Source organism: Nocardia sp. NPDC049737 (genome assembly GCF_040674755.1).
In the GTDB taxonomy this organism is placed as follows: Bacteria; Actinomycetota; Actinomycetes; order Mycobacteriales; family Mycobacteriaceae; genus Nocardia.
This window is the reverse complement of the sequence record NZ_JBFANH010000012.1, coordinates 116,815-138,159: the sequence shown is the minus strand read 5'-3', so window position 1 is coordinate 138,159 and position 21,345 is coordinate 116,815. Positions and strand designations below refer to the sequence as shown.

At 66.5% G+C, this 21,345-nt stretch carries 18 protein-coding genes; 1 reads left to right on the top strand and 17 read right to left on the bottom strand.

Features of this window, described 5'->3' with window-relative positions; genetic code table 11:
* The first annotated feature begins 66 nt into the window (after nt 1-66).
* On the top strand, nt 67-1,482 hold the full coding sequence (locus AB0J47_RS18180; RefSeq protein ID WP_364346780.1) for a cytochrome P450: 1,416 nt from the start codon (nt 67-69) through the stop codon (nt 1,480-1,482).
* Here the strand turns inward: AB0J47_RS18180 and AB0J47_RS18175 are convergent, their stop codons facing one another.
* From AB0J47_RS18175 to AB0J47_RS18095, 17 genes are all read right to left on the bottom strand, one after another.
* The gene (locus AB0J47_RS18175; protein WP_364346778.1) at nt 1,483-2,955 is read right to left on the bottom strand and encodes an NAD(P)/FAD-dependent oxidoreductase; all 1,473 of its coding nucleotides are present in this window, start codon (nt 2,953-2,955) and stop codon (nt 1,483-1,485) included.
* 80 nt (nt 2,956-3,035) lie between these two features.
* The gene (locus AB0J47_RS18170; RefSeq protein ID WP_364346776.1) at nt 3,036-3,692 is read right to left on the bottom strand and encodes a GNAT family N-acetyltransferase; all 657 of its coding nucleotides are present in this window, start codon (nt 3,690-3,692) and stop codon (nt 3,036-3,038) included.
* Between the two features lie 82 nt (nt 3,693-3,774).
* A complete protein-coding gene (locus tag AB0J47_RS18165) occupies nt 3,775-4,638 on the bottom strand; it encodes an MBL fold metallo-hydrolase (protein WP_364346774.1) in 864 nt (287 codons plus the stop codon).
* Nucleotides 4,639-4,905: 267 nt separating this feature from the next.
* Complete coding sequence (locus AB0J47_RS18160) at nt 4,906-5,841, bottom strand: hypothetical protein (protein WP_364346772.1); 936 nt, start codon at nt 5,839-5,841, stop codon at nt 4,906-4,908.
* Nucleotides 5,838-6,776 carry a hypothetical protein gene (locus tag AB0J47_RS18155; RefSeq protein WP_364346770.1) on the bottom strand — a complete coding sequence of 313 codons (939 nt, stop codon included), beginning with the start codon at nt 6,774-6,776 and terminating at the stop codon, nt 5,838-5,840. The genes AB0J47_RS18160 and AB0J47_RS18155 overlap by 4 nt, the downstream gene beginning before the upstream one ends.
* A complete protein-coding gene (locus tag AB0J47_RS18150) occupies nt 6,773-7,657 on the bottom strand; it encodes a DUF4913 domain-containing protein (protein ID WP_364346768.1) in 885 nt (294 codons plus the stop codon). Before AB0J47_RS18150 ends, AB0J47_RS18155 begins: the two co-directional genes overlap by 4 nt.
* Nucleotides 7,654-9,513: a TraM recognition domain-containing protein gene (locus tag AB0J47_RS18145; RefSeq protein WP_364346766.1), complete on the bottom strand. Its 1,860-nt coding sequence runs from the start codon at nt 9,511-9,513 to the stop codon at nt 7,654-7,656. The genes AB0J47_RS18150 and AB0J47_RS18145 overlap by 4 nt, the downstream gene beginning before the upstream one ends.
* A 47-nt stretch (nt 9,514-9,560) precedes the next feature.
* Nucleotides 9,561-10,649 carry a hypothetical protein gene (locus AB0J47_RS18140; RefSeq protein WP_364346764.1) on the bottom strand — a complete coding sequence of 363 codons (1,089 nt, stop codon included), beginning with the start codon at nt 10,647-10,649 and terminating at the stop codon, nt 9,561-9,563.
* Nucleotides 10,650-10,930: 281 nt separating this feature from the next.
* Nucleotides 10,931-11,896 (bottom strand): hypothetical protein, encoded by a 966-nt coding sequence (locus AB0J47_RS18135; protein ID WP_364346762.1) that lies wholly within the window; start codon nt 11,894-11,896, stop codon nt 10,931-10,933.
* A 13-nt stretch (nt 11,897-11,909) separates the two neighbouring features.
* Complete coding sequence (locus tag AB0J47_RS18130; RefSeq protein WP_364346760.1) at nt 11,910-12,851, bottom strand: hypothetical protein; 942 nt, start codon at nt 12,849-12,851, stop codon at nt 11,910-11,912.
* An 83-nt stretch (nt 12,852-12,934) separates the two neighbouring features.
* Nucleotides 12,935-13,843, bottom strand: a complete 909-nt coding sequence (locus AB0J47_RS18125; protein WP_364346758.1) for a hypothetical protein — start codon at nt 13,841-13,843, stop codon at nt 12,935-12,937.
* A 54-nt stretch (nt 13,844-13,897) separates the two neighbouring features.
* A complete protein-coding gene (locus tag AB0J47_RS18120) occupies nt 13,898-14,977 on the bottom strand; it encodes a hypothetical protein (protein WP_364346756.1) in 1,080 nt (359 codons plus the stop codon).
* A complete protein-coding gene (locus AB0J47_RS18115) occupies nt 14,974-15,288 on the bottom strand; it encodes a hypothetical protein (protein ID WP_364346754.1) in 315 nt (104 codons plus the stop codon). Before AB0J47_RS18115 ends, AB0J47_RS18120 begins: the two co-directional genes overlap by 4 nt.
* Before the next feature lie 215 nt (nt 15,289-15,503).
* A complete protein-coding gene (locus AB0J47_RS18110) occupies nt 15,504-16,175 on the bottom strand; it encodes a hypothetical protein (RefSeq protein WP_364346752.1) in 672 nt (223 codons plus the stop codon).
* On the bottom strand, nt 16,172-17,326 hold the full coding sequence (locus AB0J47_RS18105) for a C40 family peptidase (protein WP_364346750.1): 1,155 nt from the start codon (nt 17,324-17,326) through the stop codon (nt 16,172-16,174). The genes AB0J47_RS18110 and AB0J47_RS18105 overlap by 4 nt, the downstream gene beginning before the upstream one ends.
* Before the next feature lie 48 nt (nt 17,327-17,374).
* Complete coding sequence (locus AB0J47_RS18100) at nt 17,375-19,267, bottom strand: acyl-CoA dehydrogenase family protein (RefSeq protein WP_364346748.1); 1,893 nt, start codon at nt 19,265-19,267, stop codon at nt 17,375-17,377.
* A gap of 401 nt (nt 19,268-19,668) precedes the next feature.
* Complete coding sequence (locus AB0J47_RS18095) at nt 19,669-21,345, bottom strand: hypothetical protein (protein WP_364346746.1); 1,677 nt, start codon at nt 21,343-21,345, stop codon at nt 19,669-19,671.

The following is a 21,345-nucleotide window of genomic DNA, read 5'->3' as shown; positions in this document are numbered from 1 at the left end:
CATTTGGGATGTTATGAACATCCCGATGTTGGTAACATCGCGAACGATTGTTCTGCTCGCGGGCGAATGCAGCGCTGCGATCACCTGGGGAGTAGTCAGCTGATGAAGGGGGACTCCCGTATGAACGTGGAAAAGTCAGACCTCGACCGCATCCCTCCCGCCCCGGGTGGACTGCCGTTGATCGGACATGGGGTGAAACTGATGCGAAACCCCCTCGCGCTCCTCTCGGCGCTGCCCGAGCACGGTCCGATGTGCCGAATCCAGCTCGCGGCGGACACCGTCGTTTTCGTTTCCGATCCGGACCTCACATCGCAGGTCCTCGCTGACGACAAGCTCTACGACAAAGGTGGGCCCTTCTATGCCCGGGCCCGAGAGATCGCCGGCGACGGACTCGGCAGCTGCCCACATAGCAAGCACCGTCGACAGCGACGCCTGTGCCAGCCCGCGTTCCGCTCCGACCGGCTCCCGCCGTATGTCGAGAGCATGACCCGCTCGATCGAGACCACGGTCCGGGGATGGCACGACGGCCAGCTGATCGACCTGGGCGTCGACCTGTCGGCCATGACCTTCCGGATTGCGACCGATACCATGTTCTCAACATCGCTGTCCGACAAGCAAATTCGCCAATTCGCCACAGATCTGAGCACGATCGCCCACGGACTTTTCCGGCGGACAGCACTGCCCCCCATCATCAATCGCCTACCCACTCCCGACAATCGGCGCTACGACGCCACCACCCGACGCGTCCGGCAACTCGCGGCATCGGTCATTGCGGAACGACGCGCCGAACAAAAAGACCGCGGCGATCTGTTGTCGGCATTGCTGGAAGCCCGCGATGAACACGACGGAGCACAGTTCACCGACTCCGAGCTGATCGACCAAGTCTTCACATTCTTCTTGGGGGGCGCCGAAACCACCGCAGGCTGCCTCACCTGGGCGTTGTACCTGCTCGACCGAAACCACGACGTGCAGCAGCAGTTACACGAAGAGGTCGACTCAGTTCTGGGTGGCCGCACAGCGACACGAGACGATCTCCCCTCGCTCCCACTCACCAACAGGGTTATCACCGAAACCCTTCGGCTGTACCCGCCTACCTGGATGGTGACTCGACAGGTCACAGCGGATACTGAATTGGGCGACATACAACTTCCGGCCGGGACAAAGGTCGCGATCAGCCCGTACGTGATTCATCGCAGCGACCGGATATATGAGGATCCGAGCGGGTTCCGCCCGGACCGCTGGATGCACACCAACCCCCATCACAACCGCAAGACCTACATCCCGTTCGGTCTCGGTGCGCGCGGATGCATCGGCGAGCAGTTCGGGTTGATCGAAACCGCGCTCGCATTAGCGACAATCACCGGTCGGTGGCGACTGTCCTCGCCGACACAGCGGCCGATCTCGATGTCGATGACACAGGTACCGGTACCCGACGGCGTGCAAATGCGAGTGACCACAAGACAAGTCGCACTCGTCGACTGATCAACTACATGTGTGCTCGCTTTGAGTATCGACGCGGGCCGGAACCGCGTGGAAGGATTCGGCGGGCGGGTGGCGCAGCCTCTGGTCGAAGCGCCGCCCGGTGGCGGGCCAGGGATTGGTGACGGCCCCGCTGGGGTGCTTGTACCAACTCGGACCTGCTTCTGGCCAGACGGTTTCGGCGATGGCTTTGTGCATCCACCGCTGGTGGGTTTGCATCGCCTCGTTGTCGACTTCGATTGCGGTCGCGCCGATTTCGTCGCGCCAGCGCAGGCATTGGATGATGTAGTCGATTTGGTGTTCCTTCATCGTCGGGTTGCTGCCCGCGGGATTGAACGTGTTGGGTCCGGCGAGGAGGTAGGCGTTCGGGAACCCCGGCACTGCCAACCCGTGGAACGCCGAGGCACCCGAACGCCATCGCTCGTGCAGCATCTGTCCGTCTCGGCCGCGCACGATGATCGGGGCGAGGAACTCCGATGCCCTGAACCCCGTGGCAAAGATCAGAACATCGGCGTGGTGGTGTGCACCGTCGGCGGTGTCGAGACCTTCGCGGGTCAGGCGCGTGATCGGCGCGGTGATCAGTTCGACGTTGGGTTGGGTCAGCGTCGGGTAGTAGTCGTTGTTGAGGATGATACGTTTTCCCCCGATCGGGTAGTCGGGGGTGAGCTTGGCGCGGAGTGCCGGATCGGGGATGTGTCGCCGCAAATAGCGGCGAGCCGCCCATTCGGCCGGGCGGGCCGACCAGCCGCGGCGCATGATCGGTGCGAGCACGAGATCACCACCGCAGTAGAGCGCGTGGCGGTAGAGGCGCTGAGCGCCAGGTAATCGCAGCGCCGTTCGCATGGTTGGGCCGAACTCGGTAGCGGGTTTGGGTAGTACCCAGTGCGGTGTGCGCTGGAAGACGCGCACGTGGTGTGCGGTCGCGGCAAGACTCGGCAGGATCTCGGCGGCGCTGGATCCGGTGCCGATCACCGCGACATCGCGTCCGGACAGGTGTTGGGTGTGGTCCCAGCGGGCGGTGTGGAAGGCTGCTCCCGTGAATTCGGCTCGGCCTGGGACGTCGGGAATGTTGGGGCGGTGTAATTGCCCGACCGCGAAGACCACGGCATCGGCCAGCACCGCCTGTCCAGACTGGGTCATCAGTTCCCATCGTCCCTGATTTTCGAGATAGGTGGCGTCGCGGATCGCCGTGCCCAGCCGTAGGTGCGGCGCAAGCCGCTGCTCGAGCACGACCCGCCGCAGATAGTTCAGGATCTCGGGCTGTCCTGGATACCTGATGCGCCGGTTGCGGTAGGGCGCAAAGGAAAACGAATACAGGTGAGCGGGAACGTCGCAGTTGCAGTTGGGGTAGGTGTTATCGCGCCAGACGCCGCCGAGGTCGTCGGCCTCCTCGAAGATCGCGAACCGCTCGACACCGGCGCGCCGAAGCGCCACACCCATGCCGATCCCGCCGAAGCCCGCCCCCACCACAGCCACCTCAAGATCCACAAGATCGGACACCGGTCTGGTGGTGGCTGGAATCTGTTTCGCCTCTACCGAGCAATCTGATGCGCTGCTCACTGGTTCATGACCTGATGAAACAGGGTCTCCCCTGGTAGCGACGCGATTATGGCGGGCAGATCGATGAGCGCGTCCAGGTCCAGTGGTGCGCCGGGTTCGGACAGGTTTATGCCGGAATGGCGATAGAACGCGGCCACTCCTGAAGAGCTGGTGTCGAATTGGCCGAACACGATGCGGGCTCCGGCATTGCGGGCGGTGGTGAGCGCGTGGCGTAGCAACGCGGTGCCGATTCCGTGGCGCTGGTAGCCGGGCTGGACTGCCAGCGCGTGGATCTTGATCGTTGTCAGCGCGGCTTGCAGGGCCAACGCAGGACCGAGGGCAGCGATCTGCGCGCACACGAAGAACGAGGGTCCAGCGGACAGGCCGCCGATCGGGCGGCCGTCGGCGAGGGCGACCAGTGCCATCGTGCGCGCGGCCAGCACCGTCGGCACGCTGCCGGGCGTGCTGCCGTTGTGCACCGAATGTGCATAGCTGCGTGTCAGCCCGGTTGAGAGGATGCCCGCGTCGCTCACATCCACGAGGTTGCGTCCGGCCTGGCGTGCTTGTGGCACACCGGCGAGCCGATGCCATCGAGTGAACTCGCGCAGCTCGGCGCGGCTACCGGCAGGACGGACATGAACGGTGATACCGGCAGATCGGGGGGTTGGTTGCATAGCTGTCTCCCTAGATGTGTTGGTGTGGAAAGGTTTTGGAGTCTGTTGGCGCGCGAGCCGTCGAATGTGGCTGGGCACGTGTCTATTTCGGCTGCCACATTGGTGCGCCGTCGGGACGACCGGTGACTCGGCCGAGTTGGACGTCGGCGAAGTGCATGCCGAAGCCGAGGACGCCGGGCGCTGAGAGTTCGTCGATGAGTCGACGGCAGGTGGCCACGGATGCGGCGGGGTCGTCATCGACGGCGGCGGTCAGCTCGGGGTGAGTGATCTGCAGCGGGGTTTGCATGGCGTCGCCGAACGCGATCAGCCGGTGGCCGGGTGAGGTGATGGTGTAGGCGAGGTGTCCGAGGCTGTGACCGGGTGTGGCCATGGCGTGGACGCCGGGGAAGATTTCCTGCCCGTCGCCGATGGTGCGGACTTGCGCGGCGAACACCTCGATCATCTCGGGACTGGCGCCATCGGCGAAAGAGAGGTCACGCTGTTCCCATTCGCTGTCCCCGATCAGGACCGGGATATCGGCGAACGGACTGGTCGTGGTTCCGGGCGTGGATTGCCACAGCCAGCCGATGTGGTCGAGGTGCAGGTGGGTGAGCGCGATGGCTTCGATGTCGGCGGTGCTCTTGCCTGTTGCGGCGAGGCTGTCGAGGAGCTGTCCGCCGCGTAGCAGCCCGAACGGTGTCGGTACGGCCAGTGGCCCGAATCCGGCGTCGATGAGCAGGGCGCGGTTGCCGTATTCGACCAGCAGCGCACCGACGCTGGCGACCAGGTAGCCGTCGGCGTTGATCAGATGAGCATGCTCGGCCCAGATCTGGTCGTCGCAGGCCGGCAGCCAGGCTTGGGGTTCGAGCAGCGCGACACCGTCGGGCAGGTAGGTGATGCGGTGCTCGCCGAGCTGGTGTCGGTGGATGGTGGCGGAGCGGGTGTAGTGGTCGAGGCTGAGGGTCATGGATCGGTCTCCTGATCGCGAGGGAGGCGTTGTTGGTGGTCGGCGCCGGAAGGTGCGGAAAGTGCGGCGATGCCCTACCCGGCGGTGGGCGTTCGGGCGGGTTGAATCTCGACGGCTGGGCGGGCGGGTCATGGCGAGAGCGCACGGGTCGACGCAGTTGCTGTGTGTTGTGTGGCGGCGTCGGCGGGGACACCGTCGTCGGGTGTGTGCATGGGCTCCTCTCCGGTGAGAATCGAAGGTGGGCAACACATTCGGTTTGCGGATCGGCTAGGGATCGGGTCCGGCCTCCGGATGCGCGTGGACGGCGGTGGCGGCGCTGTCGCGGACATCGGTGCTGGTGTCCCAGCCGTGAGTCGCCGCATCGGGCATCGCGTCGGTGACCGCGGCGTCGATCTCGGCTCCGGCCTGGGTGTGATCGGTGTTTGTCGTGCCGAGGCTGCGGTGGGCGTGGTCGAGCAGGGCGTTCGGTGTCGGCGGTTTCTCGATCTCGGCGTCGCTGCTGGGGGTGGTGGTGCGGTCGGTGCGGCGCAGGCTTTTCAGTGAGCGCCGCACGCCATCGGCGATGGCGGTCGTGGTGTGGGTGCGCCACTGTGCGTCCAGGTCGTCGAGGCTGTAGTGCCGGTAGCGTTCGACATGGGCGTCCACCGCACCGATTGCGGCCTGGAATGCGTGGGCACGCTCGGTGCGGCCCATGCGGATCGAGGTGGCCGTGGCGGTGGCGCGGGTCCACAGCGCTTGCATGTTTCGCCGGAGTTGCTGTGCGGCAACAGGGTCCGGCTCGGCGGTGATCCCGGCGGCGGTGAGCAGGTGCTCGCGGATGACGGTGATCGCGGCCATCTCGGCCAATTGGCCGGTGTCGTCGAGGACGCGTTGGACGCTCCGGCGCACGGCCACCGGCCGCGGTGTCGGGAGCAACTGGTCATCGCTCCATGCCCGGCCGGTGTGCCCGAGCCGTCGGGCGAGATCGACCCAACTCGCGGGCACACCGTTGGCGCGGGCTGTGATCTCGGTCAGGTCGCGGTCGCGGTCGATCGCGGCGAGCTGCTCGAGGACCGGTGTGCTGGGCGTGCTAACTGGGTCAGCGGTATGGTCGGCGTGCCGTAGTCCGCTGGCGGCGGCGGCCAACTGGTGGATGCGGGCCAGGAGCACCGCCTGCTCGGGCGGGATATCCCCGCTGCGCGTGCCTGATCCGGGCGTGGTCATGGTTCGTATCCCTCGCCCGGCGCCACGAACTGCGGCGCACCGATGTCTGCCACGGGTTCGTAGACACACGCGTGGGTGGTGGGTCCATCGCTGAACATCGCTGCTGCACTACCGGTTTCGACATCAACCTCACCGTCGACGGTGAGGTTTGCGGCGTCGATCGCGGTGTCGATGTCCTCACCGGTCGTGACGGCCGCCCGAAACAGTGGCTGTGGGAGTGTGAGCCCAGCTCTGATCGCGGGGACCAACTCTGCGTGGGAGGGCAACGCTGCCGCAGTCAAGGTCGGTATCCCAGCGGCGGCGAGTGCGTGGGCTTGCAGTGCGTAGGCGCGGGTGTCGGTGCGCGCGAGCTGCTGCCAGCGCTGGGTCAGCTGTTCGGCGGGGACATCATCGAGCATCTCGACCGCGGAGTGGGCCCAGTCGCAGGCGTCGCCCCAGAGTTGATGGCCTTGTTCGGTGGTGAGGCCGAGCAGGTTGGCTACCCCGGTGGTCCGGTGGTGCAGGGCGCGCAGGTTGCGGTCGACATCGTGAGCGGCAGCGCTGTCGGTGGCTGGGCTGATCGTGTTGTGGGCGGCATTGAGCGCGAGCCATTCCCGCTGCCGCTGTACGTCCGCATCGAGGTCACCGAGGATGCGCTCCCAATCGGTCGCCTCGGGAGCACGCAGGTATAGGTCGGCGCGCCAACCGATTCCGCGGTCGCCGCGTTCGCGCACGTGGTCGATCCACGCACGGGGCACCCCGCCGGCAAAGGCCGCGTTGATCAGTTCCTCACGCGCGATCGCGCGGGGTTGATAGTCCCGGAACCACGACTCCGGTGGGGGTTGACCGGTCTGCTGCTGACGCGTGGTGGCGGTAACGACCATCTGGTTCAGGACCACCGTCTGGTTCTGCAGGGATTTCAGTACCCTCACCTGTGCTCGCGTCGGTGCCGTCACGACTTGGCCCCATCAACGCTGAGGTCGCCGAATGCTCGGAAGTCGGGGCCGAACCCGAGGCGTTCGATGGGTGTTTTCGCGCCGGGGGCGCCGAACCAGGCGGCCGGGATCGGTGCCGCGGGCACGCCGGGGGTGTCGATGTGTGTGTCGGGGGTGCAGCGGAACAGCGGTCCGTTGGCGGCGTCGAGGATGTGGCGCAGGTGTGGGTCGATGTGGCGGACGAACAGGCTGCTCATCGCGGATTTGTCCTCGGCGTGGCGGGCGGCTTCGAACACCTTGTGCAGCCCGGCGAAGCGAACGGTCACGCCTTGGTGGCGCCACCATTGGCGACACCACGTGTATTGGCCCTCACGGCCGTTGCCCGCCAGACGTACCGCGGTGACCGGCAGCAGCCACTGCTGCACGAACTCGCTGTAATGGGCGAACCGCGGCGGCGGCCCCTTCTTCTCCCCCTTCGCATCGCTGCCCCCGGCTTGCCCGCCGGCTGGCTTGGTGGATTTGAACCACCCGGCCGGGACCGGGTCGAACGGCAGGGAGGGTGTCGCGACGTGGGTGGTTCGGGTGCAGCGGTGCAGGGGCCCGTTGGCGGCGTCGAGCATGGTTTTGACGTGGGCATCGACATGGGAGCCCACGAACGTGCTGAACCCATTACCTGTACCGGCGCGGCGCTGCGCTTCGAACGCGGCATGCAGGTGCGCGATCCGCACCGCGACCGGGCGGTGTGCCCACCACTTGCTGCACCAGGTGTAGGTGTTCTCCCGGTTGGCTTCGGCCAGCCGCACCGTGACGAACGGGAACAACCAGCGTTCGGCGAATTCGGTGAAGTGGGTGTAGCTCGGCGGCATCGGCGGCTTCTTGGCCGCTGCGGGCGGCGCGGTCACGGCTGCTCACCGCCCGCCGCGCCGTCGGTGATGTCGCTGGCGGGCAGCGTGATCTGGTCGGCGGCTTTGTCGAACCGCGCCAGCGATGCCTGGATCAGGGGCGCGTATTCGGTGTCGGACCACCAGATCTTGCGCACCACCACCGGCCCGTGGTTCGGAAGACGCACCAGCGCACGGTCTTTCGGCAATGCCGCCAACAAGGCGACATCAAGGATGGGTTCGGCGCGCCAAGACAGGGATCTGTTGATGCCCTGGGCGCCGTGGCTGCGGGAGCGCTCAGCCACATCGTGGGGGCCTGCCATGGCTGACCAGTGTTCGAGGTAGTCGGTCGCGGCGATGCCGCCGCCGTAGACCTCGATGGATTGGGCGCGCATGGTTTTCAGACCGTTGGCGCCCCATAGGTCTTCGCCCTGCTCAAGGACCTGCAGGATGGTGATGAGGATGATTCCGCAGCCGCCGGCGTAGGTGTAATACGACGGAAGTTCGGCGATGCGGGCGCAGTTGGCGGCCTCGTCGAGCACACCGAGCAGCGGCACGGCCAGCCGTCCGTCCGGGCGGGCGCGGGCGGCGTCGAGGGCGGCTTCCAGGATCTGGCCGACCAACGCGGAGGTCAGTGGTGTGGCTCCGTCCGGCCCGGCCATCGACAGCGCATACAGCGTGTCGGTCGAGGTGACGAACTCAGTGGGTATGAACTCCGGCAGATCATGGGTCGGTGCTTGTTCGGTCTTCTCGATGACAATGCGGGGTGTGCCGGTCTTCTTGTCCGTGTCCTCCCGCGCCGCCAGCAACACCCGTCGCGGTGGAGTGACCAGCCGGGCGTAGCCCTCGTCCGACAGCACGTTCAAGAATCGGCGCGCCATGTCGAACAAGCCGTCACGCTGTCGCGCGTACAGGCTTTGGGCTTCCAGGATCCGCTCGGCGGCGCGCGCGTGGTTGTAGTGGCGCAGGATCAGTGCGGGGGTCTGGTCTTGGTCGCGACCGAGCCATTCGGCTGCGTGGATCAGGTCCCCGCCCGCGCACGCCGCAGCAAAGACATACAAGGCGAGTAGCTCGCGTGCTCCGCCGTCGAAGTAGGCATCGACGCGTGCGTTGTCGCCGGTCGCGTCCTCGACGAAGAACCCCGCCAACTTACGGGCAGCGGGCAGGATTTTCACTTGGGCGAGCAGGTCCACCCAGAACCCGCACTCCACATGGCCGGTAACCGCCTGCAGATCACACAACCAGATCTGGCCGCGCTGTTCGCGCCCATAGACGGTGTGCCGGTAGAGATCTGGCTTGTTGCTCGTGGCCAGGCACGGTCCCCACGCCGACAACACCGCCGGTATCGCCCACGCCATGGTTTTGCCGGTACGGGTTCCCGCGGCGATCGTCACCCCGAGTTCGGCAGGCACGTACAGCTCCACACCACCGATCACCGTTTTCCCCAGTGGTGGCCCTTTGAGCGCCTGGATCTGCGGATCTGCGTCGCGCAGCAGCCGCCGGTTGGCGATCACGTTGTCGCGGGCTCGAGCCATCTCGATGTCGGCGGGCCGTTGCATGGTGCGGGCAGCCGCGTCGATCTCGCTGCCCGCGAACAACGTTCGCCAACACGCGACCACCACCGCAGCTGCAGCGGCGATGAACACGACGGCCAGGACGCTGGCCTGCCAGGGCCAGGGATGCTGGCCTAGGACAACCTGCACAAGCGCGGTCACCGGGTGGCGAGTAACCGGCAGTCCAGCCCACCAGCTGCCCAGGCTCAACGCCGCCCACAACGACAGCGCGAAGGCGATCAACGCCAGAAGCGCCAGCAGCAGTGTGGTTTCCTCGCCCAGTCCGCGTTTGGTACGGCGGCGAGTCTCTCTGGTCGAGATCATGATCAACTCCTTGGGAGAGGGTGAAAAGGATTGGGAGGGGGCGGTTTTCACCGGGACATGTCGGCATCGACGCCCGCTGTGGGGGCCATGGCGGGTTCTTCGCTCACCTCGGTGTCGCTCCACTCGCCGACCTCGACCTCGGGCAGGGCGGCGCCGATGGCTTCCTCGATTTCGGCGCCGCCGGGGTCCGTGCTCGGTTCCGGTGCGGCCGGGTCGCCAAGCGCTGGCACTGGATTCAGCCCTTGGTGCATGCCCGTGGGCGTGCTGAGCACCCGCGAGTTGCCGGGTTTGTCGTGCCAGTAGGTGCCGTCGCGTCCCGCGTGAATGACGGCTTCGATGTCGGCGACCGGTGCCCCAGTCAGGGCGGCGTCCACGCGGGCGGCGCGGGCGTCATCGAGCAGGGATTCCAGCCGCGCGATGTGGGCTTGGTCCTGTTCGGGTGAATCGGGCCACGCCTGCCCCAGCAGGGTGTGTTCTGCGGTGGAGTCCTGCAGTTGCCGCAGTGCCGCCCGCTGCCGGGCGAGGCGTTCGTCACGGCCGGTGTCGAGGTCCCCGGCGGCTTCTTCGGCGTCGAGGAGCTGATCGGTTTCGGCGATGATCGCGTCGACCTCGGCCAGCCTGGTCAGGACCGGTGCGCTCCCACCCAAAGCCCGGTCGAGCAAGCTGCCACGCTCGGCTTCGCGCCCAAAGGTGCGGTCCGGTGGTCGCCAGCGGGCGCCGTCTTGGTCGGAGCCTGCGGTGAAAGTTTCGATGTGGCCGGTGATTTCGGCGGCCTGGCGCAAATTGCGGCCCACCACTGCATCGATCTCGAGGTCCCCGTCGGCGACAGATCGGGTGATCCGGTCGTAGGCGCGGCGGGTGGATTCCGGGCGCGCTTCCCACCCGGCGACCGCGGCTTGTAGTTGTGCCCACAGGGTGCGGTGCTCGACGGATTCGTGGCGGCCCCATCGTGCGGCCAACTCATCGGCTTGGGCGGTGAATTCCCGTTGCTGGGCGGGGGTTTCGCCGTGCGGGGCGATCTCCCGCAGTTGGTAGTAGCGGGTGAAATCGGCCCGGATTTGGGCTTCGGTGCGGTTGGCGGCGTCGTGGTAGTAGGCGGGATCGGTGGTTGCGTGTCGCGGATCGGGCCAGCTCATCGCTGCTCCCGCCGATCACTGTGACGACCGTGCCGTGGTCGGTCGTCTCGCGGAATGACGGAATCGGGTGTGGTGTCAGACATCGTCGACCTCCGGTGAGGGAAGGCGTGGACCGCGTACCGTCGTGCGACGGTCGGTGCGGCGGTATTCGGATGTCCCCTGGCAGTGCGGTTTCGAACGTCCCGGTCAGTACCCGTGACCAGTGCGTCGACATCAGCGCGTGAAACGAGTTCGTCAGGTGGTATCGGTGGTCGGTCGTGTGTTTCTTTCGTGGAGGTCTGCTAATACGGGTCGACGCCCAGGTCGGTACGTGACGGTGGGTACCTGACATGGTCGCTGTAGTCGGGTTCGGCTTCCCAGGTGTGCTCGCCGTCGGGGAGGGCGGCGTCGACGGCGTCGGTGATCGCGGCCGGATCGAGTTCGCCCTCGCGGCCGAGGGCGGCGTCGACGAATTCGGCCCGCAGGGAAACGGCGGCGGCGGCGATCATGTCTTGTGGTGTCGGCGGGCTGACCTCGGCGCCAGCGATGGGGGTGCCGGTAGCGGGGTCGGTGGGAACATAGGGCGGGATCGCGAGGTCGCCACGGACTGTGGCGTAGGAGTTCCATTCGTTGACCAGGGCTAGTTCGTCGTAGGTTTCGAGGTGGACCGCATGTCGTCGTCGGCTCCCTTCGGCATCTGCTCCCCAGAGTTGGTCGGCTTCGCTGGTGCTGATTTCCGCGGCATGCGCCAAAGCGGTGACGCGCTGGTGGTAGAGCTGCATGTTCTGCGCGAACTGCGCCGCGGCAAGGGGATTGGTGCCAAAGCTCCACCGTCCGGTGGCGATGCGGTCGGCGCGGGCCGCGGAGAGAACAGCCATCCGCTCGAGATGCCACAGGTCCAGGTGGAGCATGTCCATGTAGAAGTCCTGGGCGGCGTTGTCACGTGACGGGTTCGCCCGCACCCCGGCATCCACGCGTGGGCGGGTGCTGGCGATGCCGAGTTCACGAGCATCCGCGATCCAGGCTGGTTCGATTCCGGCGGTCAGCGCGGTCTGTTCGGTTTGCTCGCGTTGGGCCTCGAGCCCATCGAGATGGGTTTGCCACGCCTGCTGGGGGTCGCCGTCGGTGGTGAGAGCCTCGAAGTTCTCCCACCCGGCGTCGAGGATGCGGGTGTGTTCGGCTGAGAGCAGCCGGATGCGTAGCAGCAGTTGGGATTGCCACTGCGCCACTGTCTGCGGTGCTGAGAATTCCGATTCCGGGGTCGTCATCGTCTGCGCGCCTTCACAGTTCGTGACCGGGTGACGAGCCGGGTTCGGGTGGACGGGCATCGGGTTCGATGCCCGTTTCGTCGTCCCATGCCGCAACGGGATCCGGCGGCAGCGCGGCGTCGACCGCATCACCAATGTCGGCGCGCGCGGCCTCCTCAGCAGGTGTGGTGACCGTGAGGGCTTCGGTGGCGCGGTCGATGAGTACATGCGGAGTCGGTGGCGCCGCACCCTGCTCATCCCCCGCCACCTGACCTACGGGCAGGGTGTCGATGCTGCGGCGGGCCTCGTGTTCGATGCCGGGCCAGGCGTAGGCGCGCCACCGCTCCATCAGATCGGCGTCGTTGTAGCAGCGCACGGTCACCGCGGTCAGCCTGAGCCAGCCCGCCTCGTCACGGCCCCACAGCTCGGCGCGCTCTTGGGCGGTCAACTCGATCGCGTGCGCGACGTTGTTGGCCCGGTTCCACAACGCGGCCATGTTGCGCCCGTACTGGGCGACTTCGGTGGCGTCGGGTGAATGCTGAATGCGGCTCGGCGGTCGGCCGAATCGCCTTTCGACAGCGATCGCCGCCATATGTTCGAGCTGCCAGATGTCGGCGGCAACTCCTTCGACCATGTGGGCACGCACCGCGTCCTCGCCGCGGGGCTTGAGAGGGGACCACACGCTGTCGGCCCATCTCAGTCCGCGCTGACCTACTGCGTATGCCCGATCGATAGCCGAGGACGGGATACCGACCGCGAGGGCGTGTGTCGCGATCTCTTCGCGGTCAGCTTCCAGGGCGCGCAGGTGAGTGCGCCAGTTCTGCAGCGGGATTTCCCCGCTGCCGTAGTGCGGCTCATAGGTTGGGTAGCCCTGTCGTAGCATCCGGGCGTGGTCGGCGGCGCTGTCCTGGATTCGTTCGAGCAGCCGCAGCTTCCAGCTGGGCAGGTACTCCACCTCCGGTGTCGGTTCACGCATGTGCTTGTGCCTTTCTGTTGGAAAGGGTTGGTGTTCAGTCGTTTTCGGATCGTGCAGCGCGACCACCGCTGTGAGAGCGGACGTCATGGCTCGTGCCCGTGGTCGAGGTCGGCGCTTGCGGTCGCGGGCGCTGATTCGGTCGCTCCCTCGGCGGGCCCGAGGGCTGTGGGCAGCTCACCGGTCAAACCGGCGGCCTCAATGGCGGCGTTGATCGCGGCAGCTTCGGGTGCGCGGTCCGGGTCGGTCACTATGGGTGCGACAGGACCGCGGTCGGCGGTGGTGAGAGCGTCGACGACGAGTTCGACCATGTGGTCCGGAGACACCGGCATTTGTGCGGCGATGTCGTCGTGGGTGATTCCGGCGGCTTGCAGCACGATCACCGGCATCGCGACCGCGGTGAAATCGCAGCCCGCGACCTCATTCCACCGTGCTGTCAGCTGCTGATCGTTGTGGTCGCGGACCTGCTCGGCGACCGCGGTCGACCAATGCTGGTGGCCGCGTTGCCACACCTGGTGGCGTTCTTCTTCACTCAAGGCAAGTGCGTGGGCGACCGCGCCGAGGCGCTGCCAGGTCATTCCCATGACTCGCCGAAACCGCGCTACCGCATCGCTGTCGAGTTCGGCGTGGCGGGTGTGTGCGGCGGCGATACCGGCCATGTCCTGTAGGTCACGGACTTCCCGGCCCAGCGCCGTGGTGAGTTCGCTGCGCTGGACCTGTCCGGACCCGAGCATCACCTGCCCCGGCTTCCATTGGCTGCCGCGTTCCCCGGCGGCGCGGGCGTAGTCGATCCACGCCTTGGGCACCCCCACCGCCAACCCGACCGTTTCGAGCTGTTCGCGGGACCGGTCGCTGATGCCCAACTGCGCCACCACCTCTGGCGGTGGGCTGGTGGGACCTGTGTGGCGTGCGCGCTGAAGGGTCTGGTGGTTGTCGTAGGCGAGGTTCTGGACGGCTTTGAGCAGATGCGCCTGCAGGCCGGTCGGTGTATCCATCTCACCGGCTCCCACCTGCAGCAGAAGCCACCACGGTTGTTGTCGTTGTCGCGGTCACCGCTGCATCCCCAGATCAGAGATCGGCGACACGTGCGGCGCGGGCAGATCTACTTCGGGGCCGAAATCCATGTCCTCGGCCAGGGCCTCGCCGGTGAGTCCGGCGGCATCGACCGCATCGCCGATGTCCGAGCCCGCATCCGCGTCGGTGTCCGGGTCGCCCGCCAGATCTGCGAACTCATGGCTGAGGTGGGTGGTGAAACTCAGTTCCTCGGTGAGCCCGATGATGTCGTCCATCGCTACCGTCGACGCCTGGCTTGACGGTGCCACCGTCACGTCGAAATCGTCGATGATGTCGGCGTCGACGATGTTCTCGATCGCTGGCGCCGATGCCTGGCTCAGCGGTGCCGCCGTCACGTCGGGATCGTCGAAGTCTTCGATGATCTCGGCGTCGATGATGTCGCTGTAGTCGCTGCCGGTGTCCTCGACGAACCGTTCGGCGAAAGCGTCGAACTCGTCGTCGAGTTCCTCGGACAACCCCTCGGCGCCTTTGGCTGCGGCGAACGCCGCAGCCGAGGCCATCGCTTCGCCGGATTCTCCGTGCGCGCTCAGGGTGTCGCTGAAACCGGCTGCGCGGCGGCGGCTCTCGATGAGCAGGTTCTTGTATTCGACGTCGAGCTCGTGCAGCTCGGCGGCGCGGGTCTCGCGGTTGGCGTAGGCGTCGACCTTCCACTCGTGGATTTCGATGTTCTGCTCGCGTTCGAGTTCGCCTGCTGCGTCGCGGCGGTCGAGGTCGGCATCGGCGCGTTCGGATTGGCGCTCCTTGATCCACTGCTCCATCTCGTGCATCTCGTCGGCGCGCTCGATGCGGGCACGCACTTCATCGACCTTGGCGATGTTCAGTTCCCGCGCCAACTCCGCTGCTTGTCCGGCGTTGAACACGCGCTGGTGGTGTTCGATGACCGAGCGCAACTCTTTGTTGTCGGCCAGGCGTATCCGCTGCTCGGACTCCGCCCTCGATCGTGATTCCCCACCACGTCCCCGCATCAGAGCAGCAGTGGTGTGCGCGGTCTGCAAGGCTTGGACGAAACCCTGCCGCATTCCTTGGCTGGATTCCTCGACGGGATCTCCATTCATGCGACAACCTCCATTCCAGACAGCAACCACGCCGATCCCGCCGTGGTACGGGTTGCCTGCGCGTACACCACCCACCTGATCGGCGCCTCATTGCGGGGTTCGAGTTCGACGGCGAGCACGCGGCTGACGGTGGTGGCGGCGTCGGCCGGGTGGTCGTCGCTGGTCACACGCGCCGATACCGCGATGGTGGTGGCGTCGGTGCGCCACCGCTGCCACTGCGTAACGCTCACCGGCGCCCACACCAGGGCCGCGGGCTCGGCGCGCCGCGCGAACACCGGATCCATCAACGTGCGTGCCGACCGGAACGCCATCCGCTGATCGGGGTCCTCGCTCGGTCGATACCCGAACACAGCCGAAACCGCCGCGGTCAGAACCGATTCGGCCGAACACGGATCCACCACAGAAAAGGGAGCCGCGAAATTCGCTGCACGGCAGGGCGGTTCCACGCTGGGGGTAGGCGTATTCGCAGCGCACCCTGCACTCGAGGTGGCGAAAGCGACCACCGTGGTCAGCAATGTCGTGCGGGTCATGCCGAGGCCCTGGATGGGTGTAGCAGGCCACCGAGGTCTGTGGTGTGCCAGTCGACGACATCGCGGCGCTGGCATTGTTCGGCGGCTGGGTTGTGCACCGGATCGGTGACCACGTCCAGCACCAGGCCGGCGGTCGCGGCATCGCGGTGCAGGTTTTCCAGATCGACGCCGCGGCTGCGCGCCAAGATCAGATGCAGGGTCGCGGCATCGGCGCCCCACTGGGCGCGGGCCTGCTCTGCGATCCATATCGCTTGTCGCGCTGAGGCTTCCGCAGCCGCTGAACCGTCACCGAGCACGGTGTCGCGGGCAAACAGATCGTGCCAGATGACTCGTCCGTCGGCGCGGCAGACCGTGAAGGTGGTCATGGTGGCGGCCGACCACAACATCAGCCGTGGCCCCCGCGCTGCCCTCACCACCAGTCGTTGATGCGCGACGCGGCGGGCGGCCTCGATCTGGCGCAGTCCTTCGTAGTCGATCCCGGCTTCGACCAGCAACGCGGTCAGATACCGCTCGAAACCGCCCGGGTCGGTGAACCCGTGTTCAGTCGCCACGCGATCGAACTGACGCGTGCTGGTGAACCCGTATAACTCGACCGCGCGCACGCGCACGACCATCTCCGGCGTGACACCAGATCGCTGCGGGCTCAGAGGGTTTGGTAGGTTTTTCATGTTCGACCTCCCAGGGTGGTGTCGGGGGTTGGGGTCGCGGGAACGTCGTAGCGGCGCACGTCCGGGTGTTCGTCCCAGGCACTGAGCGGGGTCAGGGTGACGGTTTGCCCGCTCTGGGGTGCGTGCAGCAGCATCTCGGTGCCGGTCTTGTCGTCGGGGCCGGAATAGACACGGCCGTAGTAGATGCCGACGTGATGGGAATCCGTCTTTCCCGGAGCGGTGAAGAAGATCAGGTCCCCCGGTGCCCGATCCGCGAACGGCACCGCTCGCGCGCTCGGATGGTCTTGTTGGGCTTGGGTGTAGTGCGGCAGGCGGATCCGGCCACCGGAGGCTTGGTAGATCGCGTAGAGGGTCAGCCCGGAGCAGTCGAACCCGCCGCTGGTCGGGCCGGTGGTGTCGCCGCCGCCCCACACGTACGGGGTGCCGATCCAGCGCGAGGCGTACTCGATCACCGCCCGCCCGAACGCACTCGCCTGCGCCGGCAACGGTGCACCCGAGCCCGTCCCGCATCCCGCCGCGGGCGACCCGGCCGCGGTGCGGGGCATCGAGGCGAGGTCGATATCGGCGAACAACCCGTACAGTCGCCGCGCCAATTCCAGTTGCGCCCCATAGGCGTTCGGTGCCGACTGTTCGATCGCCTGCGCGAGTTCGGCTGGCGACATCCGCTCGGCGGTGGCACCGAGTTGTTGAGCGTGGTCGTAGAACCAGTTGATTTGATACACCGGCTCCATGAGCTTGCCGATGCCGACGGATCCCCAGACGCTGGCGCGCATCTGGTGTGGGCCGATCGAATCGTGGTCGTAGCCGAGCCCGTCGTTGGCGTAGTTCAACGACTCCGGCACCGACGGGTTGGCCAGATTCCGGAAGGTGCTCTCGGTGGCTTGGGCTGCTAATTCGGCGATGATCACCGACTCGCCCATCCCGCGTTGTTTGCCGATCGCCACGCCATCGCGCGCCAGCTGCAACTGCCGCTCCGACAGTCCCGCCACCGACTGACCGGTCGCGCCCCCAACGCCCGCCGCCCCGCCCCCTGATAGCGGGGTTGTGCAGGTCAGCGCCGGGTCGGCGCCGATGATCACCAGCAACAACAGCAGCAGCGCCACTGGAAGCCCGAGCGCGGTCGCGGCCACCGCTCGCGAGGAGGTATCCATGCAGGTCAATCACTGCGAGATATCGCCAACGCGTTTCGTCTCTGGTTGTCATGAGGTGGGCGAATCATGGTTTGTCTCACCGGTTTTGCGCTGTTGGTGTCCGGTTACTGCTGGGGTTTGTTGATGTGCCAGCTGTTCCCAGTGGGCGTATCGCAGCCAGGACAGCTCGTAATTGTCGGAGGCGATGGGTGCGGGCAGTGGCGGGATGTCGAAGGCATCCACCAGCAGAGTCAGACGAGGGACGAGTTCGCGGCGGCGTGTGGTGAGTTCGGCGTCCACTCGGTTGGCGAGTTCGGGGGTCAGCAGGTGGTGGGAGGCGAACCAGTTGCCGTTCGCGCGCACTCGCTCCAAGCCGTAGACGGCAGCGACGGCTTCCAGTAGCGCTCGGGCCCGCCGATCGGGGGTGTGTTCAGCGGCGGACAGTAGCGAGTCGGCGGCGAGTCGTTCCGCTGTCGCGGTCGACAGCTCGATTGCGGCGGAATCGGCGCCCAGCGCATCGGGGCGGGTTTCACCAGAGCGAGCGGAGATGGCCAGTGTGGTTTCCCGGTCGAGGAGCATCTGTCGCCACCAGGGATGCTGAGTTGGTGGTTCGCAGACTTGCAGTCCGACGATGTCCATGTGACTCGGTGCGCGCCCTGCCGCGACTTGGCGGGCCAGTTTGCCGGTCGTGACCTGAAGGACCTGGTTCTCGCCTTCGGCCGTGATGATGCCTTCGACGTTTCCTGCCCAATCGGTGAGGTAATTGACCCGCAGCGCGCCTTGGGCGGCGCAGCGCTGGCGACAGACCGACAGCACATTCAGCGCGGTGTTGGAGATGATCGGTTTGGCCAGCATGGCCCGCACTGATCCGGTGGCATCGGCATCACTGAAATGGTCGCGCACGTCGCGCGCAAGGATGGTCATGGCATAGACCTGTGCGACGGCGGAGGTCATATCGCTCAGGACGGCGTCGCGTTCGCTCATCCAGGGCCCGTGGCCGGGGCGGCGCTGGCGGGCGTAGTGCCAGGTGATCGCCATCCCAGCGCGGGCACCGGCGACCGCGGCGCTGGCGAGGGTGCTGCGACCGTTTTGCAGGGGGCTGATAGTGCGGTGGAACCGTTGCCCGAGCGACAGCTCGCACACCAGGCGGCCACCGACGAAGCGGGCACAATCCCCGCCCAGGAAGCCATCACCAGGGACCACGACATCGTCGAAGAAGATCATCGCGTTGTCCATCGGCGCCCAGGCCTTCTCCGGAAGACGGGCAACATGGACACCCGGGGCAAGTCCTGCGCTCGTGCGCAGCCGCAGCAGGAAGGGAAAGATCCCTTCGTCGACGCCGTCGACGAGCAGGCGTGCGGTGACGATCACTGTTTTCGGGACACCAACCTCGGCGACGTTCGGCATGAACTTCACTGCTCCGCCGACTGGTGTGCGCAGCAGGAATGTTCCGTCGGATTGGCGGATCGCCAGAGTCTGGATGTCGGTGCCGTTGGTGCCCGCGAGTTCGGTGTGCAGGAGCGCGCCGATAGCGTCGGCGCGGTCGAGCTCGGCCAGGCACTGCTGCTGATACAGGGTGCCGTCGCCCAGGGTCTCGATACCGCCGATGACGAGGCGGAAGTGCCCCGACAACAAGGGCAGCAGGCGCGGAGCGGCAACCGCTGCCCAATCGAATACCGCGCCGAGCAGGGCCGGGTCGGCAGCGATACTGCGCGAGGACCCTCCGAGGTCATCGACGATTCGCCGCAACATGGCGTAGCTGCGATACACCTCGGCGTCATGAGTCGAACCGGGGATCGGGTGGTCGCCAAGTCCGATCATTGCCGTGCGCACCCGCGTGTGCTGGGCGCGGTTCTCGCCGAACAGTGCTCTCCGAAGCGCTCTGGTAGTGGGGTCGAGCTGCTGGTGACGTGGGGTGTCCCACGTGTCAACATCCAGGCTGGGCGGGTCGGTGATGGTCATGATGTGCCTTTCTCGTGCGCATCCGGTGCTGGCGCTAGGGGGCTGGGTCGGTTCGCTGGTTGCAGATTCCGGGGGTCGTTTGCGCTTCGCGCTGTCGTAACCGGCGCGGATCATCGCTGTTCCCACCGGTTTTGGGTGGTGTCCTCTCCGCGGTTTGGCGCTTTGTTCGATATGTGGGAGTGCTCGGAGGCCGGCGCGGTGTCCGTCGGTAAAGCGGTAGTAGAGGTGGCAGTGAGCCTTGGGATCCGTGCGCGAGCTACGCGGTGCGCGTTGGCCTCCAGACGTCGTGTGATCCCGTGCGCTGCCTGGATCTGCGCCGATGGCTGGGGCAAACTGATCGGGAAATCGCAAATAACAACCGGACCCCGCACGGCGACGGCCAGACACGACAGCAGCACCCATTACCTGCTCGCCTCCCCCGCACCGGGCAGGTCATCGAAGCGCCGGTTCGTGTTGTGCACATCCCCAGCACGCTCGGTCGGTGTGAATGCCAGACGGAACGGAATTCCTGGCTCGTTGGCCTCGCCGGTCTTCAGCAGGAAACAGCCAGTGCCCGGTGGTGTTTCGCGGCGCGTGGGGTCGAGGTCGTCGTCGCTGGGCGGGCGCGGTGCAGCCCATGAGGTGACGAGAAGTTTCTCGGTGTCGGTGATGCCGACCGCGTTGCGGATGCGGTTGATCTCCTCCGGCCCGACCGGCCCGATGAGCTTCGCACGGGCGCGTTCGAAGAACCCGAGGGCTTTGGCTTGTGCGGCAGGTGAGTCGAAGCTTGCGAGGTCTTTGGTGGTGTGGCTGCACATGATCAGGCCGGTGCCGAACTTGCGGTTCAGGCGGGTGAGGGCGTCGACACGGTCGACCATGAACTCACCGACGCCGAGTACACGCCAGATCTCGTCCATGACGACCTCGAACGTGCGCTTCGGCGCAAAACCCGCGTCAGCGAGGGCGTGGGCAGCGGCGACCGCGCCGAATCCCTCGCTCCAGCAGACCATCAACACCGCCGCCAGCAGCTTGTTGTCGCCTTCGGGGATACGGGAGACATCCACGCACACGGCAGGGCTGGCCAAATTCAAGCGGGTGGTGGTGGGTCCGTTGAAGATCGCGCCGAAGGGGCCCTCTACCAGCGCGCGCAGTGAGCGGCGCAGGGTTTTGGTGCTGGCGCGGTAGGTGGCGTCGTCATCTTCTTCGGCGAACTCGCGCAATTGCGCTCCGCCACCAGAGATGACCTCAAGCAGGTTCGACAGCAGCGGCGGGTGTTCATAGGTGAATCCGCCTGCGGGGCTGTAGAGTTCGCGCAGCCCAGCGGCCAAAAGGACTTCTTCGTAGTCGGCCACCCGTGATCCGCGCACCAGTTCGATGAGACCGGCGACGATGTTGACCTGTCCGGCTTCGACGCGGGCGGTCACTTGGCGGCGCTGATCAGGGTCGGTGAGCTGCTCGACGACCGCGCCGAGCGCGCCGACGTCGAGGGGGTTGATGGTGCCGTGTCCATACCCGACATCGACCACTTGCCCACCGAGTTCGATCACGAGGTCTCGGTAGTCGGGTTTGATGTCGCCCATGCACAACACCACTTCCCCAGCCGCGACCGCCCCGGTCACCATCCGCCGGATCAGGCTGGATTTGCCGAAACCATTGAGGCCCAGCACGAACGCGATCGGGGCGGTGATGAACCCTTTGAGGAACCACGACATCGGGTCGAAATGCACCGGGGCGCCGGTGATGTAGTGCGCGCCGACAGGTGTGCCGACAGTGGGGGCGCTGGCACCGACAGTGAACGGCCACAACCCGGCGACTTGCACGGTGGTCGCGCGCCATTCCGGTGTACTGGGTACCACCGAGGCGCGGCCGCCGCCGAGCCCGCGATATCCGCGGTCGGACAACGGAAGTGGCGATCGGTCGAAGCCCTCGCCGACCTGATCCTGCGCGCGGCGAGCGGCGGTGGTGCGGCGATGATCATCGCTCGATATCGCCCACCGTGCCCGCCAACCACGCACACCGGGCTGTGCGGCAGCCGCCTCGGTCGCGGCGCGCGCCCCCGGCGTGAGCACCCGTACACCAGCAACCGTTTCGGTGCGCAC

What these genes read in the sequence shown, in the direction of transcription:
- AB0J47_RS18180 (WP_364346780.1), top strand. Translation starts at nt 67, where the DNA reads ATGCAGCGCTGCGATCACCTGGGGAGTAGTCAGCTGATGAAGGGGGAC.
- AB0J47_RS18170 (WP_364346776.1), bottom strand. Translation starts at nt 3,692, where the DNA reads ATGCAACCAACCCCCCGATCTGCCGGTATCACCGTTCATGTCCGTCCT.
- AB0J47_RS18165 (WP_364346774.1), bottom strand. Translation starts at nt 4,638, where the DNA reads ATGACCCTCAGCCTCGACCACTACACCCGCTCCGCCACCATCCACCGA.
- AB0J47_RS18160 (WP_364346772.1), bottom strand. Translation starts at nt 5,841, where the DNA reads ATGACCACGCCCGGATCAGGCACGCGCAGCGGGGATATCCCGCCCGAG.
- AB0J47_RS18145 (WP_364346766.1), bottom strand. Translation starts at nt 9,513, where the DNA reads ATGATCTCGACCAGAGAGACTCGCCGCCGTACCAAACGCGGACTGGGC.
- AB0J47_RS18140 (WP_364346764.1), bottom strand. Translation starts at nt 10,649, where the DNA reads ATGAGCTGGCCCGATCCGCGACACGCAACCACCGATCCCGCCTACTAC.
- AB0J47_RS18135 (WP_364346762.1), bottom strand. Translation starts at nt 11,896, where the DNA reads ATGACGACCCCGGAATCGGAATTCTCAGCACCGCAGACAGTGGCGCAG.
- AB0J47_RS18130 (WP_364346760.1), bottom strand. Translation starts at nt 12,851, where the DNA reads ATGCGTGAACCGACACCGGAGGTGGAGTACCTGCCCAGCTGGAAGCTG.
- AB0J47_RS18125 (WP_364346758.1), bottom strand. Translation starts at nt 13,843, where the DNA reads ATGGATACACCGACCGGCCTGCAGGCGCATCTGCTCAAAGCCGTCCAG.
- AB0J47_RS18120 (WP_364346756.1), bottom strand. Translation starts at nt 14,977, where the DNA reads ATGAATGGAGATCCCGTCGAGGAATCCAGCCAAGGAATGCGGCAGGGT.
- AB0J47_RS18115 (WP_364346754.1), bottom strand. Translation starts at nt 15,288, where the DNA reads ATGGCGTTCCGGTCGGCACGCACGTTGATGGATCCGGTGTTCGCGCGG.
- AB0J47_RS18110 (WP_364346752.1), bottom strand. Translation starts at nt 16,175, where the DNA reads ATGAAAAACCTACCAAACCCTCTGAGCCCGCAGCGATCTGGTGTCACG.
- AB0J47_RS18105 (WP_364346750.1), bottom strand. Translation starts at nt 17,326, where the DNA reads ATGGATACCTCCTCGCGAGCGGTGGCCGCGACCGCGCTCGGGCTTCCA.
- AB0J47_RS18100 (WP_364346748.1), bottom strand. Translation starts at nt 19,267, where the DNA reads ATGACCATCACCGACCCGCCCAGCCTGGATGTTGACACGTGGGACACC.